The organism is Cellulomonas sp. ES6, assembly GCF_030053835.1.
Taxonomy (GTDB): Bacteria; Actinomycetota; Actinomycetes; order Actinomycetales; family Cellulomonadaceae; genus Cellulomonas.
On record NZ_CP125655.1, the window covers coordinates 1,982,110 to 1,998,225 of the forward strand.

Here is a 16,116-nt window from a genome sequence, read left to right on the forward strand (position 1 = left end):
CCCGTCCACCCACGCCGCACCCGCTCGCCCGCACCACGCAGGGCCCGCGCGTGACGACCGTCTCTCCCGCGCGCCCGCAGCCCCCTCCCACGCACACGCTGCGCCACCGAGATACCAGGACACGCCGGGCGGCCGGCCGCGACCCCGGGCGCGTCCTGGCATCTCGGCGCGACGAGAGTGCGAGCGGGGAGCGCGAGGAGCGCGAGGAGCGCAGGCCCGCAGCCCGCTCCCGCGCGAACCCTCCGCCACCGAGATGCCAGGACACGCCGGGCGACCGGGCGCGACCCCGGGCATGTCCTGGCATCTCAGCGCGACGAGAGTGCGAGAGGGACTGCACGGGGAGCGCGCGGAGAGCGCGAGGGAGGCCGCGGGGCGCGGGAGGGCCGCGCGGCCGGGGTACGGCGGGGCCGCAGGGTGGTCCGCGCGGGAGGACGTGATCCGCGCCACACTGACCCCATGGTCTCCACCCCGAGCGTGTCCTCGTCCATCACCGCCCGCCTGCACGTCGAGGCCCGGCCCACGGCCGTGTCGGAGCTGACGTCCGCGATCGAGCAGACCGGCGGCATCGTCACCGCCCTCGACGTCACGGCGTCCGGGCACGAGCGGATCACCGTCGACGTGACCTGCGCGACCAGCGGCGAGGAGCACGCCGCGCAGATCGTCGAGGCGCTGCGCGCGCTGCCGGGCGTGGACGTCGAGCGGGTCAGCGACCGGACGTTCCTCATGCACCTCGGCGGGAAGCTGTCCATCGAGTCGAAGGTGCCGCTGCGCAACCGCGACGACCTGTCGATGGCGTACACCCCCGGCGTGGCCCGGGTCTGCGAGGCCATCGCCGCCCGCCCCGACGACGCCCGCCGGCTGACGATCAAGCGCAACACCATCGCGGTGGTCACGGACGGCACGGCGGTGCTCGGGCTCGGCGACATCGGCCCGCTCGCCGCGCTGCCCGTCATGGAGGGGAAGGCGGCGCTGTTCAAGCGGTTCGCCGGGATCGACGCGTTCCCGCTGGCGCTCGACACGACGGACGTCGACGAGATCGTCGAGACCGTCGTGCGGGTGGCGCCGGTGTTCGCCGGCATCAACCTCGAGGACATCTCGGCGCCGCGCTGCTTCGAGGTCGAGCGGCGGCTGCGGGAGCGGCTCGACATCCCGGTGTTCCACGACGACCAGCACGGCACCGCGATCGTCGTGACCGCCGCGCTGACCAACGCCCTGCAGGTGGTCGGCAAGCGCATCGGGGACGTGCGGCTGGTGCTGTCCGGCGCCGGGGCGGCGGGCACGGCCGTGCTGAAGCTGCTGCTCGCCGCGGGCGTGCGGGACGTGGTGGTCGCGGACATCGACGGGCTCGTGCACGCCGGCCGGCCGCTCGCGTCGCCGGAGCTGCGGTGGATCGCCGAGCACACCAACCCGCGCGGGGTGACCGGCACGCTGCGCGACGCGCTCGCGGGCGCGGACGTGTTCATCGGCGTGAGCGCCCCGAACATCCTCACCGGGGACGACATCGCGACGATGGCGCCGGGCGCCGTCGTGTTCGCGCTGGCGAACCCCCGGCCCGAGGTCGACCCGGTGGAGGCCGCCCGCCACGCCGCCGTCGTCGGGACGGGCCGCAGCGACGTGGCGAACCAGATCAACAACGTCCTGGCGTTCCCCGGGGTGTTCCGCGGGCTGCTCGACGCGCGGTCCCACGTCATCACCGACGCCATGCTGCTCGCGGCGGCGCGCGCGCTCGCGTCGGTCGTGTCCCCGGAGGAGCTGAACCCCGCGTACATCATCCCGAGCGTGTTCCACCCGGACGTCGCCGCCACCGTCGCCGCGGCGGTCGCGCAGGTCGCGGAGGCCGCGCAGGGGCCGCGGGCCGACACCGGGGCGGTGGCCGTGGTCCCGGTCCCCCGGGCCTGACGGACGCCCGGGACGCCACCCGGGCCGACCGTAGGATCGCGGGGTGCAGTGCCACCACTACGACGCCGCCCGGTGCCGTTCCTGCACCCTCATCGAGCAGCCGTACGCCGACCAGCTCGCCGCGAAGCAGGAGCGCTGCCGGGACCTGCTCGCGCCGGCCGGGCGGCCCGAGTGGCTGCCGCCGGTGGCGAGCGCCGAGTCCGGGTTCCGCAACAAGGCGAAGCTCGCCGTCGGCGGCACGGTCGACGCACCGACGCTGGGGATCCTCGACCCCGGCGGCGCGGGCGTCGACCTGCGGGACTGCGGCCTGTACCCGGCGTCGCTGCAGGCCGCGCTGCCGGTGGTCGCGGAGTTCATCGGCCTCGCGCGGCTGGTGCCGTACGACGTGCCGGCGCGGCGCGGCGAGCTGAAGTACGTGCTGGTCACCCAGTCCCCCGACGACGAGCTGATGCTGCGGTTCGTGCTGCGGTCCACGGAGGCGCTCCCGCGGCTGCGCAAGCACCTGCCGTGGCTGCTGGCCGCCCTGCCGCGGGCCGTCGTCGTCTCCGCGAACCTGCTGCCGGAGCACAAGGCCGTCCTGGAGGGCCCCGAGGAGGTCGTGCTGACGGAGCGCGCGACGCTGCGGATGCGCGTCAACGACGTCGACCTGCACCTGCGCCCGCAGAGCTTCTTCCAGACGAACACCGACGTCGCCGCGGCGCTGTACCGGGTGGGCCGGGACTGGGTGGACGCGGCCGCGCCGACCCGGGTGTGGGACCTGTACTGCGGTGTCGGGGGCTTCGCGCTGCACGTCGCACGCCCCGGGCGCGAGGTCGTCGGGATCGAGACCAGCGCGGAGGCCGTCGCCAGCGCCCGGCAGAGCGGCGCCGACCTCGGGCTGACCGGCGTGCGGTTCGAGACCGGCGACGCGACCGCGTTCGCCCTCGCCGCCGCCGAGCCCCCGGACCTCGTGGTGGTGAACCCGCCGCGGCGCGGGATCGGCCCGGCGCTCGCGGGCTGGCTGGAGGCGTCGGGCGTGCGGGACGTCGTCTACTCGTCCTGCAACGCCGCCTCGCTCGCCCGGGACCTCGCCGCGATGCCGTCGCTGCGGCCCCGGCGGGCGCAGCTGCTCGACATGTTCCCCCAGACGGGCCACTACGAGGTGGTCGTCGCGCTCTCCCGCTGAGGCGGCGGCGTGCCTTTCGTCCCACGTCTCGGGCCTGGACGCGGGGGACGCTTCTGCCCATGCTGACCGTGGCCGAGGCCCTCGACTACCAGACGCGCGCGGCCCGGACCAAGACCGACCTGGCCCGCCGCCCCGGCGTCTACCTGGTGAACACCATGCTCGCCGGCGCGTACATCGGCCTCGGCGTCGTCATCATGGCGACCGCGGGCGGCCCGCTCGCCGACGCGGGCTCCGGGTTCACGCCGCTGGTGCAGGGGCTGGTGTTCGGGGTCGCCCTGACCATCGTCGTCGTGGCCGGCGGCGAGCTCGCGACCTCCGGGATGATGGTCTTCACCCAGGGCGCGCTGCGCGGCACGATCTCGTGGGCGCGCGCCGGGGCGACGCTCCTGGCCTGCCTCGCGGGGAACCTGCTCGGGGCCGTCGTGCTCGCGGCGATCCTGCACTTCTCGGGCGCGCTGGGCCCGGACACCCCCGCGGGTCGCATGATCGCGACGATGGTCGAGCACAAGGCCCACGAGACCGGCACCGAGCTGTTCTTCCGCGGCGTCATGTGCAACCTCATGGTGTGCCTGGCCATCTGGTGCGCCGGGCGCCTGCAGAACGAGGTCGCGAAGATCATCGTGATCTTCGCCTGCGTGATGGTCTTCATCACCTCCGGGTTCGAGCACGTCGTGGCGAACATGACCACGTTCTCGTTCGGCCTCATGGGGGGCCTGCCGGAGGCGACGGTCGGGGAGTTCGCGCGGAACGTGCTGTTCGTGGGGCTCGGGAACCTCGTCGGCGGCGGCCTGCTCGTGGGCGCCGCGAACGTCGCGGCCGCGAGCCCGGCCCGGCCGGCGGACGCCCCCGCGTCGGCCGCACCCGCGGCCACGGCCGAGGTCGCCGCGGAGGCCCCCGGCGACGCCGGAGCGGCGCGCGAGCCGGAGGCCGCCGGCGTCCGCTGACGCCTCCGATCCGGACATCCCGGGCGCGCCCACCCGGCGGCGCGCGGCGCTGCGCTCTACCGTCGTACGCACCAGGGCCGTCCGGGTGACGGCGCAGACGCGCGACGGGCGGCGCCGGCCGCTCCCCGCACGGCAAGGGAGCAGACATGACGAGCACCCCCGACCGGGAGCAGCAGGGCGACGGCGAGGCGCCGGAGACGGCACGCACCGCCGACGACGCGACGCCGGCGACCGCGGCGCAGCCGACCGTGCCCGATGACGGCGGCACGGGCGGCGCGGCGGAGGGCGCGGCCGGCACGACAGGCACGACCGGCACGACCAGCGCGACAGGCACGAGCAGCGCGACCAGCACGCCGAACGCGGCAGGCACGACCGGCACGGCGGGCACGACCGCCCGCAGCGCCGTGGACGCGCCGGACACGACGAGCCCCGCGCCGACCACGGCCGCCCCGCCGACCACCCCGCCGAGCACCCCGTCCCGCGGGATGACCGGGCACCGCGCGTCGCGCCCCGCGCCGACCCCGCCCGCGCCGGAGGACCCGGCGCCGTCGGCCCTCCCCTCGGGCTCCCCGGCGGGCCGCCCGACGGCGACCGTCTCCGACGGCACCGGCTCCCCGACCGCGCCGCTGCCGACGACCCCCGCCGCGGGCACGGCTCCGGCGGCGACGGCGTCCGAGCCCGCCCGGCCGGCCGAGCCGGTGCGACGCACGAGCATCGCCGAGGCCCGCGCGGCGACCGCGCTGACCGCGGACGCGGCTCCTGCCGGCGCGTCGACGACCCCGGCGACCCCGGCGACCCCGGCGACCCCCGCCGGCACCCCCGCGGCGTCGCCGGACTTCCCGGGCACGGGCCCGTCGGACGCGACGGTGCCGTACGGGGACCCCGCGGCCGCCCCCGCCACGCCCTCGGCCACCGGGGCGCTGCCCGCCGCCGCGGCCCCGCCGGCCGGCGGCACCGAGCGCGCCGACGACGCGGGCCCCGCGCCGGCCGCCGTGCGCTCGCGCCGCGCCGGGTCCGCGGCTCCGCGCCCGGAGCCGGTCCGCCGCCCGGGCGGTGGCGCCGGCCGGCACCTGCTGGGCGTCCTGGTCGGCCTGCTGCTGGGCGCGGTGGGTGTCTGGGTGACCGTGCTGGGTCAGTCGCGGGTGCTCGGGGCGCAGGCACCGGGCTGGGACGCGTCGTACGACCCGGTCGGCGTCGTGCTGGTCACCGCCGGGGTGCTGGTGCTCGCGATCGTCGTCGGTCTGGGCCTGTGGACGCCGGCGGTGCCGGTGACCGCGGGCCTCGTCGCGGCGGTGGTGGGCGTCGTGTACCTGTACGTGCCGGCGACGACGCACGCGGACACCGTGCGGTGGTTCGCGACGGACAGCACGACGGGGTCGGTGACGCGGGCGACGGTCACCGCGACCTCCGGGACCGTGTTCGTCGTCGGGGCGCTGCTGCTCGCCGCGGGGCTGACCGTCGCGGCCGCCCGACGCCGGTGGCTGCCGCGCGACTGACCTGCGCCGCCTCCCCTCGCACGGGACGAAAGTCCTACTAGAGTGCGGTGGGCGCGGGCCGCACGGTCCGCCACCCGACCGCACCGACGTCGTTGCGCTGGAGGCACCCGTGGCCGTCGACAACTCCGCTCCGCAGACCGCGCAGCCCACGCCGCCCGAGGGGGACGCGGGCTCCCGGCGCGAGAGCCTGGAGAACCTGCTCACCGAGGACCGCCGGTTCCCGCCGGACCCGGAGTTCGCCGCGCAGGCGAACGCGCACGCGGAGCTGTACGCCTGGGCCAACGCCGCGCCGCTGGAGTTCTGGGCCGAGCAGGCGCGCTCGCTCCTCGACTGGTCGCAGCCGTTCGAGGAGGTGCTCGACTGGTCGGGCGCCCCGGTCGCGCGCTGGTTCGCCGACGGGCGCCTCAACGCGGCGTACAACGCGGTGGACCGCCACGTCGAGGCGGGGAACGGCGACCGGGTGGCGCTGCACTTCGAGGGCGAGCCGGGCGACACCCGCACGCTCACGTACGCCGACCTGCAGCGCGAGGTGTCGCGGGCCGCGAACGCCCTGACCGCGCTGGGCGTGCGCACCGGCGACCGGGTCGCGATCTACCTGCCGATGATCCCCGAGGCCGTCGTCGCGATGCTCGCGTGCGCCCGGATCGGCGCGCCCCACTCGGTGGTGTTCGGCGGCTTCTCCGCGGAGGCCCTGCACTCCCGCATCGTCGACGCCGAGGCGTCCGTCGTCATCACCGCCGACGGCGGCTACCGGCGCGGGGCCCCGAGCCCCCTGAAGCCGACCGTCGACGAGGCGCTCGCCAAGGGCAGCGGCGACCTGGTGCGCCACGTGCTCGTCGTCCGGCGGACCGGCCAGGACGTGCCGTGGACGCCCGAGCGCGACGTCTGGTGGCACGACGCGGTCGACACGGCCGACGACCACCACGAGCCCGTGGCCGTCGAGGCCGAGCACCCGCTGTTCATCCTCTACACCTCGGGCACGACCGGGAAGCCGAAGGGCATCTTCCACACCACCGGCGGCTACCTCACGCAGACCGCGTGGACGCACCGCAACGTCTTCGACCTCAAGCCGGAGACGGACGTCTACTGGTGCACCGCCGACATCGGCTGGGTGACCGGCCACTCGTACGTCGTCTACGGCCCGCTGGTGAACGGCGCGACCCAGGTGATCTACGAGGGCACCCCCGACACCCCGCACCGCGGGCGCTGGTGGGAGATCGTGCAGAAGTACCGGGTGTCGATCCTGTACACCGCCCCGACGGCGATCCGCACGTGCATGAAGTGGGGCGAGGACGTGCCGGGCGCGTTCGACCTGTCGAGCCTGCGCGTGCTCGGGTCGGTGGGCGAGCCCATCAACCCGGAGGCGTGGACCTGGTACCGCCGGGTGATCGGAGGGGACCGCACGCCGGTCGTCGACACCTGGTGGCAGACCGAGACCGGCGCGATCATGATCAGCCCGCTGCCCGGCGTCACCACGGCGAAGCCCGGGTCGGCGCAGACCCCGCTGCCGGGCATCGCCGCCGACGTCCTCGACGACGACGCGCACCCCGTGCCGAACGGCTCCGGCGGCTACCTCGTGCTGACGAAGCCCTGGCCGTCGATGCTGCGCGGCATCTGGGGCGACGAGCAGCGGTTCCGCGACACGTACTGGTCGCGGTTCCCCGGCCTGTACTTCGCCGGCGACGGCGCCAAGAAGGACGAGGACGGCGACATCTGGCTGCTCGGGCGCGTCGACGACGTCATGAACGTGTCCGGCCACCGCCTGTCCACCACGGAGATCGAGTCGGCGCTGGTGTCGCACCCGTCCGTCGCGGAGGCCGCCGTGGTCGGCGCCGCCGACGACACGACCGGGCAGGCCGTCGTCGCGTTCGTGATCCTGCGCGGCGACGCCGCGGCAGCCTCCCCGGAGGACGTCGCCACCGAGCTGCGCGCCCACGTCGCCCGGCAGATCGGGCCGATCGCCAAGCCCCGCACGATCCTCGTCGTGCCCGAGCTGCCGAAGACGCGCTCCGGGAAGATCATGCGCCGGCTGCTGCGCGACGTGGCCGAGCACCGGCAGGTCGGCGACGCGACCACCCTCGCCGACTCCTCGGTCATGGACCTCATCCAGCAGGGCCTGGCGGCGCCGCGGGCCTGACGGCACGTCGCAGACGTCCGGTGCGTGAGAGGTCGGCGCGCGCACCGGGCGCCCGGTCCGTACGATGGCGCGGTTGCCCCGCCACGGCGGGGCGTGCCGGCCCGCCGGCCCCGGGTTCCACGGGGCGCGCGCCGGCGCCGACCGCAGCGAGACCAGGGGGCACGTCGACATGACCGGGTGGGACCTCACCGCGCGTCGCGCCGTCGACCTCCGCCGGGTCGCCAGCGCGCTCTGTCGCTGACCGCACCCCGGTCCCGGCCCGCCACGCGGGCACCTCCCCCGTCCCCTCCGGGCCGCTGCGGCGCGCCCGGCGAAAGGCCCTGCCATGTCCTCCACCGCACCCGCGGTCCGCGAGCGCTCGCGCGCCCGCACCCTGCTGGGCAGCTTCGGCACCCAGATCGTCCTCGCGCTCGTGCTCGGCGTCGCCCTCGGCGCCGTCGCGCTCGCCATCGGCCCCGTCGACGCCGGGACCGACGCCGAGACGCCGAACTGGCTCACCTCGACGCTCGACACCATCGGCTCGTCGTTCGTCACGCTCCTGCGGGCGATCGTCCCGCCGCTGATCTTCACCGCGATCGTCGCCTCGGTCGCGAACCTGCGGAACGTCGCGAACGGCGCCCGGCTCGCCTGGCGGACGCTGCTGTGGTTCGCGATCACCGCCGCGGTCTCGGTGGTGATCGGCATCGTGCTCGGCCTGGTGCTCCAGCCCGGCAGGCACACGACCATCTCGCTCGACCGGGCGTCCGACCCGGGCCGGACCGGCTCGTGGACCGACTTCCTGCAGGGCCTCATCCCGGGGAACGTGCTGGGCCTGGGCGCCAGCACGTCCGCGGCGGACGACGGCACGCTCAGCACGTCCGTCAGCTTCAACGCGCTGCAGATCATCGTGGTCGCGATCGTCATCGGCGTCGCGGTGCTGCGCACCGGCCCCAAGGCCGACCCGTTCCTGACGTTCGTGCGGTCGGCGCTCGTCGTCGTGCAGAAGGTGCTGTGGTGGATCATCCGGCTCGCGCCGATCGGCACGCTCGGCCTCGTCGGGCACGCCGTCGCCGCCTACGGCTGGGACTCCCTGGCGTCCCTCGGGCGGTTCGCGGTCGCGGTCTACGTCGGCCTCGCGCTCGTGCTGCTCGTCGTGTACCCGGTGATCCTGCGGCTGAACGGCCTCAGCGTGCTGCGCTGGTTCCGCGGCGCGTGGCCGGCCATCCAGCTCGCGTTCGTCTCCCGGTCCTCGATCGGCACCATGCCGGTCACGCAGCGCGTCACGGAGCGCAACCTCGGCGTCCCGTCGGAGTACGCGTCGTTCGCGGTGCCGCTGGCGGCGACCACGAAGATGGACGGCTGCGCCTCGATCTACCCGGCGATCTCGGCGATCTTCGTCGCGCAGATCTTCGGCATCGACCTGTCGGTGCTCGACTACGTGCTCATCGCGTTCGTGTCGGTCGTCGGGTCGGCGGCCACCGCGGGCCTCACGGGCGCGATCGTCATGCTGACCCTCACGCTGTCGACCGTCGGGCTGCCGCTCGCGGGCGTCGGGCTGCTGCTGGCCATCGACCCGATCCTCGACATGGGCCGCACGGCCGTGAACGTCGCGGGCCAGGTGCTGGTGCCGACGGTCGTCGCGAAGCGCGAGGGCATCCTCGACCAGGCGCAGTACGACTCCGCCCAGGCGGAGGACCTCTTCACCGAGGACGCGGACGCCGCCCCGGGCGCGGACGGCGCGCGCGAGGCCGAGCCGGTCGGCGCTGCCGGGGCCCGCTGAGCGACGCCCGGCTCCTCACACCCGGCTGACCCGCCGGGCCCGCGCGCGGGCGGGCCCGGCGGCGGGCGTCAGCGGTGCGGGTGGGTCAGCTCGCCGGAGCGGGCGACCTGCCCGAGCCAGTGCGCGCTGGGCTTCGGCGTGCGCGCGAACGTCTGCCGGTCCCAGGCGATGAGCCCGAACGTCGGGGTGTACGAGCCCCACTCGTAGTTGTCGAGCGCCGACCAGTGCAGGTACCCGCGCACGTCGATGCCGTCGGCCATCGCGTCGTGCAGCCCGACCAGGGCGTCGTGGGTGTAGTCGATGCGGCGGGCGTCGTCCTGCGTGGCGATGCCGTTCTCCGTGACGACCACCGGCACGCCGCCGGTGCGGGCCCACGCGTTGCGGACGCCGATGCCGAGCGCGGGCGGGAAGTACTCCCAGCCGATGAGGGTCTTCTCGACGTCGTCGGCGACGGGCACGGGCCGCCCGTCCCGGTCGATGAACGTGCGCAGGTACGCCTGCACGCCGATCCAGTCGTCGCCGGCGGCCGCGTCGAGGAACACGTCCTCGCGCGGGTACCCGTAGGCGGCCGTCGCCTCGACGGCGTCCGGCGTGGCGGGGTGGTACGCCTGCGTCGCGACGGACCACCCGGACCGCACCTGCCCGACGCCGGACAGCACGTCCCGCGAGCGCCCGTGCGCCGCGATCAGCGCGTCCGTGATCTGCGGGTCGGGCGCCGGCAGGCGGGACGCCGTCATCTCGGTGCCCTCCTCGCCGCGGGTCATCGCGACCATGTTGGGCTCGTTGACGGTGCACACCCACTCGACGTCGTCGCCGAGCACCGGCAGCACCGCCTCGGTGTAGCGGGCGAACAGGTCGGGCGCGACGGGGTTGCGCCAGCCGCCGAGCCTCGCGAACCAGCGCGGGTGCGTGAAGTGGTGCAGCGTCACCGACGGGGTGAGCCCGTGCTCGCGGCAGGTGTCGACCATGCGGCGGTAGTGCTGGAGCTGCGCCCGCGACACGTAGCCCTGCTCGGGCTCGATCCGGGCCCACTCGATGCTGAAGCGGTACGTGTTCAGGCCGAGCCCCGCCAGCAGCGCGATGTCCTCGGGGTACCGGTGGTAGGAGTCGGCGGCGTCGCCGGACGGCTCGGGCAGGTCGGTGCCCGGGGCGTGCTCGCGCACCCACCAGTCGGAGTTCACGTTGTTGCCCTCGACCTGGTGGGCGGCCGTGGCGGCGCCCCACAGGAAGCCGTCGGGGAAGCGGCGGACGGTCATGGGTGGTCCTTCTCGTCGGGGGTCGGGGGTGGTTAGGGGCTCGGCGCGGCCGCGCCGGCGTCAGGAGCCCGGCGGGGTCCGGACGTCCAGCACGGCGACGTCCCGCAGCAGGTCGAGCGGCACGGCCGCCCCCCCGGTGCGGTACCGGCGCGGCTGCGGCGTGGCGGGCGCCGGCGCGGACGCGCCGTCCAGGCGCACCTCGACGCCGGCCGCCGCCGGGTCCACGTGGTACCGGACGCGCCGGCTCCGCCCGGCCAGCACCACGTCGACCTCGAGGCCGTCGTCCTCGGGGGCCAGCGCCGGGTCGAGCACCAGCACGTCCGCGCGCTCCTCGAGGCCGAGCAGGCCCTGGACCACCTGGCGCAGGTAGATGCCGGGCCCGGAGGAGTAGACCCGCCAGCCGTCGGCCGTCGGGACGTCGCCGGTGCGCAGCCGGTCGAAGCCCTCGGCGGCGGCGTACCGGTCGGGGAAGGTCGCGTCGGACGACGACGTGTAGCAGGTGCGCTGGCGCGGCAGGGCGCTGGGCACCCGGTCCCGCATCCCGATGGGGGACAGCCGCAGCAGCTCCTCGCCGACCGCGGCGCGGCCCAGGCTCGCGAGCGCCTCGACCCAGCGCACGTGCGCGTGCACGTACATCAGCCCGACCTCGCGGCCGAAGAACGCCGCCTGCTCGGCGCGCAGGAAGCTCTCGACCTCGCCGTCGGCGAACCGTGCCGGGCGGTTCGTCAGGCGCACGCCGTCGGGGAAGTGCAGGTGCTCGCGCACGATCGCCTCGTGCCGGGCGGCCTCGTCGGCGTCGAACAGCTCGGCGATGACGGGGCGGGTCATCGCGATGAGCCGGTACGTGAGGCCCGTCGACGTGTCGCGCGGGTGGATGACCGGCGTGGCCTCGCCGTCCTCGACGGTCGCGAAGCCGGCCGCCACGCCGTCGGGCAGCAGCAGCCGCCGGACGTCGGCGAGCACGTCCGCGGCGGCGGACGCCATGCGGTCGGCGAGCGTCCGCACGCCGGGCGCCGGGGCACCGGCCAGCTCCCCGGCGGTCAGCGTCAGCGCCTGGTACGTGAGCGCGGCCGTCCAGGTCGACGTCATCCGCTCCCGCATCTCCGGGCGCGCGGGCTGCAGGGTGTCGTCCCAGTCGCCCTCGCCGTACGCCGGCAGCGCGGTGCCGGGGACGCGGTTCTCCTCCTGGTACGCGAGCAGCGCCTCCACGTGGGCGGCGACGGTCGCGGGCCCGCCGTCGCGGAACGGCACCACCTCGTCCAGCACGCCCAGGTCACCGGTCGCCCGCAGGTACTGCCCGAGCGCGAACAGCGGCCAGACCACCACGTCGCCGTGCGCGTGCTCCTGCAGCACCTCGGCGTAGTCGTCGAACATGAACCACTGCGGGAACGTCCCCGCGACCGACTGCCGGGACAGCACCCGCAGCAGCACGTCGCGCGCGGTCGCGAACCGGCCGGCGGCGAGCAGCAGCTCGAACGGCCCCTGGCACACGTCGCGGGTGCCCCACGCGGCGCCCGAGTACTGCTCGAGACCGTGCGGCACCAGGAAGTGCACCCGCGCGTCGTGCGCCCACCACGGCAGCAGCACCTCGAGCTCCGCGAGCCGGGAGCCGGGCGCGACCCGCAGGTCGCGGGTCAGCGCGGCGAGCGTCGCCCGGTGCCCGGCGGCGTGCCGGGCGCGGTCGAGCCCCTCGGCCACGACGCTGACGGCCTCCGGCACCGCCACGGCCCCGCGCTCCAGGTCCGCCGCGACGGCGACGCGCAGCAGCCGGGTCGCGGACGCGCGGACCGTCACCACGGACGTGCCGCGGTCCTCGCCGTCGGGCAGCAGCACGCCGTCGCCCGCGACCGTCGCGCCGGGCGACGCGGCCAGGACGTAGGTGAGCGCGTCGTGGTGCTCCGCCACCGCGGTGCCGGGCTCCGCGCGGAAGGCGAGCGCGGCGCCGTCGTCCGACGGCTCCGCGCGCCACGCCCCGTCACCGAGCTCGACGTCGGTCGTGACCAGCACGTCCAGGTCTGCGGAGGCGCGCACCTCGGTCAGCAGGACCGCGCGGTCGGAGGCGGCGACGGTCCGCACCTCCACCTCGAGGTCCGCCCACCGGTACAGCCAGCGGGCCTCGCCGACGTCGAGCACGAACGCCGACGGCTGGCCGAGCAGCCGCCACGCGTCGCCCGGACCCGCCGCGACGCCCTCCGCGGAGGTCGCCCCGCCGTCGCGGCGCACCAGCACCCGCACGCCGTTGGACCGCAGCAGGTTGAGGTGGTTGCGGTGCACGCTCGCGAACCGGTCGAACGACGTGTTGCCCAGCACCGTGTGCGAGCCGACCACCCCGTGCGCGAACACGGTGGTCGACAGGGTCGGGCGGTCCGGGGCGAGCGCGTCGCCGCAGAGCAGCACGTGGCCGTGCGGCCGGTCGAGCAGCAGGTCCTTCTCCCCGCGCACGACGTGGGCGCCGCCGGAGGTGAAGAACGTCAGCAGCGCGCCGGAGTCGGCGTCCCGCTCCGGGTACCGCGCCCCGTCGCCGAACGCGAGCAGGGCGTCGTCCGTGAGCGGGGCGCCGGACAGCAGCGGGGCGGTGGCCAGCAGCGAGCGCTCGTCGCGCACCGGTCCCGCGGGTGCGGACGTCGCCGCCGCGATGCCGGCGCGCGCGACCAGGTCGTCCGCGAGTGCGGGCAGCTCCGCGAGCACCGCCGTCATCGGGCCGCGCCGGTCCGGCCAGAACCCGGTCACGGCGTGCAGGACGCGCGGCGTCGCCAGGTCGCTCGGGTGGGACAGCAGGGCGGCCGTGGCCATCTCGTGCTGCCGCACCCGGTCCGGCCACGGCTCGCCGGTGAGGAACGCCGGCGTCAGCCCGGCGCGCGCCCGGGGGGTGTGGAGGTCGAACGCGTCGGTGCCGGCCGCGACCGCGCCCTCGGCGAGCGCCACCGCCGCGAGCGGCAGGGCCGGCGCGGAGGTCATCGTCTGCCGGCTCAGCACCACGCGGCCGAACCGCGCGTCCCGCTCCAGGCGGTGCGCGACGTACTGGCTCACGTACGGCTCGGACGACTGCGCCGCGGCCTCCGGCGACAGCGACAGGTCCTGCAGGAACGCCACGTCGTACGTCGTGCCGGGCTCGGCGCCGCCCTCCGCCGCGAGCTCGACGCGCCACACCCAGGCCGTGCGGTCCGGGTCCAGCACGAGGTGCACGGTCCAGCGCACGCCCAGGCCGGACCCGTCCCAGCGGACCCACCCGTCGCCGACCCGGTGCGCGGCGGACGACCGGGCGCCCGTCAGCGGCACCGCGTCCACGCCGCCGGGGCCGGTGCGGCGCAGGTGCAGGCCGCCGGTCGCGACGTCGTGCGGCCCCGGCACGTACTGGTTGACGAGCAGGCCGCCGGGGGCGCGGATCGCGCGCACGTCGCCCGCGGGGGTGAGCCGGACGTCGACGCCGCCGGGCGCGGCCACGCCGGTGTCGGGCTCGGTGCGGTGCTGCGGGCGCAGGAGGGTGCGGGTCATCGGTGCGGGAACCTCTTCGGTGGTGCGGTGCGGGACGGCCGGACGCGGGGCCGGACGCCGGGTGCGCCGTCGCGCGACGGCGCACCCGGTGTCACTTCAGGCCGGTGGTGGCCACGCCCTGGATGAAGTAGCGCTGCAGGGCCAGGAACAGCAGCAGGATCGGCGTGATGATGAGCACCGCGCCGGCGAGCAGCAGGCCGTAGTCGGTGCCGCGCTGCCCGGTCGAGTACAGCGACAGCGCCACCGGCAGCGTGTACATGTCCTGGCTCTGCGAGGCGACCAGCGGCCACAGGAAGTTGTTCCAGGAGCCGAGGAACGTCAGGATGCCGAGCGTCGCGAGCGGCGGGCCGCACAGCGGCATCACGACCCGCGCGAAGATCCGCAGCTCCCCCGCGCCGTCCATGCGCGCGGCCTCCAGGAGCTCGTCCGGGATGCCGAGCATGAACTGCCGCATGAGGAACACGCCGACGGGCTGGGTGACGAACGGCAGGATCAGCGCGGCGTACGTGTTGAGCAGCCCGAGCTTGGTGACCATGACGAACAGCGGCACGAACGTCACGACGCCGGGGACCATGAGCATGGTCATCACGACCGTGAACAGCACCTTCTTGCCGGCGAAGTCCATCTTGGCCAGCGCGTAGCCGACCATCGAGCAGAACAGCAGGTTCCCGAGCACCGTCACGACGGCGACGACGAACGAGTTCGTGAAGTACTGCGTGAAGTGCAGCTCGTCGAACCAGGTGGCGAAGTTCGCGCCGGTCGGCTCCTGCGGCCACCAGGTCGGCGGCCGGGTGAGGATCTCGCGCTGCGTCTTGACCGACCCGAGCACCATCCACACGAACGGCAGCAGCCAGAGCGCGACGCCGACGACGAGGACGGTGTAGGTCAGCGCGCGCCCGGTCGGGAACCGGCGGCGGCGCGGGGACCGCGGCGGGGCGGCCTGCGCGCGGGGCGCGGGCACGGCGGGGGTCACGGGCGGTGTCGTGGTGGCCATGTCCCTCAGTCCTTCGAGCGCAGCAGCCGGAACTGCAGCAGGCTCAGGAGCGCGATCGCCAGGAACAGCACGTACGAGGCGGCGGACGCCTGCCCGTACTTGCCGAAGCCGAACTGCTCGAACGTGTAGTAGGCCGTCGACAGGGTGGAGTCCAGCGGGCCGCCCTGCGTCATCACGAAGGCCTCCTCGAAGAACTGCAGGTACCCGACGGAGACGAGCACGGCGCCGAGCAGCAGCGTCGGGCGCAGCAGGGGCAGCGTGATGCTGACCAGCCGGCGCCAGGCGGAGGCGCCGTCCATCGTCGCGGCCTCCTGCACGTCCGCGGGGACGGCCTGGAGGCCGGCCAGGAAGATCACCATGAGCGTGCCGACGTTCCGCCACACCGCCATGAGGATCAGCGCGGGCAGCGCCCACCGCGTGTCCGTGAGCCACGACGGCCCGTCGATGCCGACCCAGCCGAGCGCGGTGTTGATGAGGCCGTCGGGCTGCAGCATGTACCGCCACACCACCGACACCGCGACGATGCTGGTGACGACGGGGGCGTAGAACCCGACCCGGAACGCCGCGCGGAACCGGCCGATGCCGTTGTTGAGCGCGATCGCCAGCAGCAGGGCGACGGCCATCGTCACGGGGATGCCGATCACCACGAACGTCGCCGTGACCCCGAGCGACTTCAGGAACCTCGCGTCGCCGAACAGCGTCACGTACTGGTCGAGGCCCACGAAGTTCACGGCGAGCGGGCTGCGGACGTCGCGCGCGGTGAAGTCCGTGAAGGACATCCCGAACGACGACAGCAGCGGCACGAGCATGAAGAACCCGAAGACCAGGACGAACGGCGCGGCGAACAGCCACGCGACCCGGCCCTGACGGCGTCGGCGCGCGGCGACGGGCCCGCGCTCCGGCGTGCTGCGGCGGCTGGCCGTGCGGCCGGGACCGGTGGCCCCGGCCGCACGGGTGGTGGTCGCGCTCAT

11 protein-coding genes are annotated in these 16,116 nt (G+C 75.4%); 7 read left to right on the forward strand and 4 right to left on the reverse strand.

What is annotated here, in order from left to right:
* Positions 1-456 precede the first annotated feature (456 nt).
* From P9841_RS09370 to P9841_RS09395, 7 genes are all read left to right on the forward strand, one after another.
* Positions 457-1,899, forward strand: a complete 1,443-nt coding sequence (locus P9841_RS09370) for an NAD-dependent malic enzyme (RefSeq protein ID WP_283321748.1) — start codon at positions 457-459, stop codon at positions 1,897-1,899.
* Between the two features lie 43 nt (positions 1,900-1,942).
* The gene (gene rlmC, locus P9841_RS09375) at positions 1,943-3,064 is read left to right on the forward strand and encodes a 23S rRNA (uracil(747)-C(5))-methyltransferase RlmC (RefSeq protein WP_283321749.1); all 1,122 of its coding nucleotides are present in this window, start codon (positions 1,943-1,945) and stop codon (positions 3,062-3,064) included.
* A 59-nt stretch (positions 3,065-3,123) separates the two neighbouring features.
* Positions 3,124-4,008 (forward strand): formate/nitrite transporter family protein, encoded by an 885-nt coding sequence (locus P9841_RS09380; RefSeq protein ID WP_283321750.1) that lies wholly within the window; start codon positions 3,124-3,126, stop codon positions 4,006-4,008.
* A 146-nt stretch (positions 4,009-4,154) separates the two neighbouring features.
* The gene (locus P9841_RS09385) at positions 4,155-5,504 is read left to right on the forward strand and encodes a hypothetical protein (protein ID WP_283321751.1); all 1,350 of its coding nucleotides are present in this window, start codon (positions 4,155-4,157) and stop codon (positions 5,502-5,504) included.
* 187 nt (positions 5,505-5,691) lie between these two features.
* Positions 5,692-7,641, forward strand: a complete 1,950-nt coding sequence (acs, locus tag P9841_RS09390; protein ID WP_283321908.1) for an acetate--CoA ligase — start codon at positions 5,692-5,694, stop codon at positions 7,639-7,641.
* A gap of 169 nt (positions 7,642-7,810) precedes the next feature.
* Positions 7,811-7,882, forward strand: coding sequence for a putative leader peptide (locus tag P9841_RS19150; RefSeq protein ID WP_374225953.1), 72 nt, complete (start codon positions 7,811-7,813; stop codon positions 7,880-7,882).
* Between the two features lie 84 nt (positions 7,883-7,966).
* The gene (locus tag P9841_RS09395) at positions 7,967-9,400 is read left to right on the forward strand and encodes a dicarboxylate/amino acid:cation symporter (RefSeq protein ID WP_283321752.1); all 1,434 of its coding nucleotides are present in this window, start codon (positions 7,967-7,969) and stop codon (positions 9,398-9,400) included.
* A 68-nt stretch (positions 9,401-9,468) separates the two neighbouring features.
* On the opposite strand, the gene P9841_RS09400 is transcribed toward P9841_RS09395, so the two are convergent.
* From P9841_RS09400 to P9841_RS09415, 4 genes are all read right to left on the reverse strand, one after another.
* Entirely contained in the window at positions 9,469-10,656 is a 1,188-nt protein-coding gene (locus P9841_RS09400) for a glycoside hydrolase family 1 protein (RefSeq protein WP_283321753.1), read from the reverse strand.
* Positions 10,657-10,716: 60 nt separating this feature from the next.
* Complete coding sequence (locus P9841_RS09405; protein ID WP_283321754.1) at positions 10,717-14,151, reverse strand: GH36-type glycosyl hydrolase domain-containing protein; 3,435 nt, start codon at positions 14,149-14,151, stop codon at positions 10,717-10,719.
* A gap of 91 nt (positions 14,152-14,242) precedes the next feature.
* Entirely contained in the window at positions 14,243-15,145 is a 903-nt protein-coding gene (locus tag P9841_RS09410; protein WP_222171108.1) for a carbohydrate ABC transporter permease, read from the reverse strand.
* A gap of 5 nt (positions 15,146-15,150) precedes the next feature.
* Positions 15,151-16,116: a carbohydrate ABC transporter permease gene (locus tag P9841_RS09415; protein ID WP_283321755.1), complete on the reverse strand. Its 966-nt coding sequence runs from the start codon at positions 16,114-16,116 to the stop codon at positions 15,151-15,153.

What these genes read in the sequence shown, in the direction of transcription:
- P9841_RS09370 (WP_283321748.1), top strand. Translation starts at nt 457, where the DNA reads ATGGTCTCCACCCCGAGCGTGTCCTCGTCCATCACCGCCCGCCTGCAC.
- P9841_RS09380 (WP_283321750.1), top strand. Translation starts at nt 3,124, where the DNA reads ATGCTGACCGTGGCCGAGGCCCTCGACTACCAGACGCGCGCGGCCCGG.
- P9841_RS09385 (WP_283321751.1), top strand. Translation starts at nt 4,155, where the DNA reads ATGACGAGCACCCCCGACCGGGAGCAGCAGGGCGACGGCGAGGCGCCG.
- P9841_RS09395 (WP_283321752.1), top strand. Translation starts at nt 7,967, where the DNA reads ATGTCCTCCACCGCACCCGCGGTCCGCGAGCGCTCGCGCGCCCGCACC.
- P9841_RS09400 (WP_283321753.1), bottom strand. Translation starts at nt 10,656, where the DNA reads ATGACCGTCCGCCGCTTCCCCGACGGCTTCCTGTGGGGCGCCGCCACG.
- P9841_RS09405 (WP_283321754.1), bottom strand. Translation starts at nt 14,151, where the DNA reads ATGACCCGCACCCTCCTGCGCCCGCAGCACCGCACCGAGCCCGACACC.
- P9841_RS09410 (WP_222171108.1), bottom strand. Translation starts at nt 15,145, where the DNA reads ATGGCCACCACGACACCGCCCGTGACCCCCGCCGTGCCCGCGCCCCGC.
- P9841_RS09415 (WP_283321755.1), bottom strand. Translation starts at nt 16,116, where the DNA reads ATGAGCGCGACCACCACCCGTGCGGCCGGGGCCACCGGTCCCGGCCGC.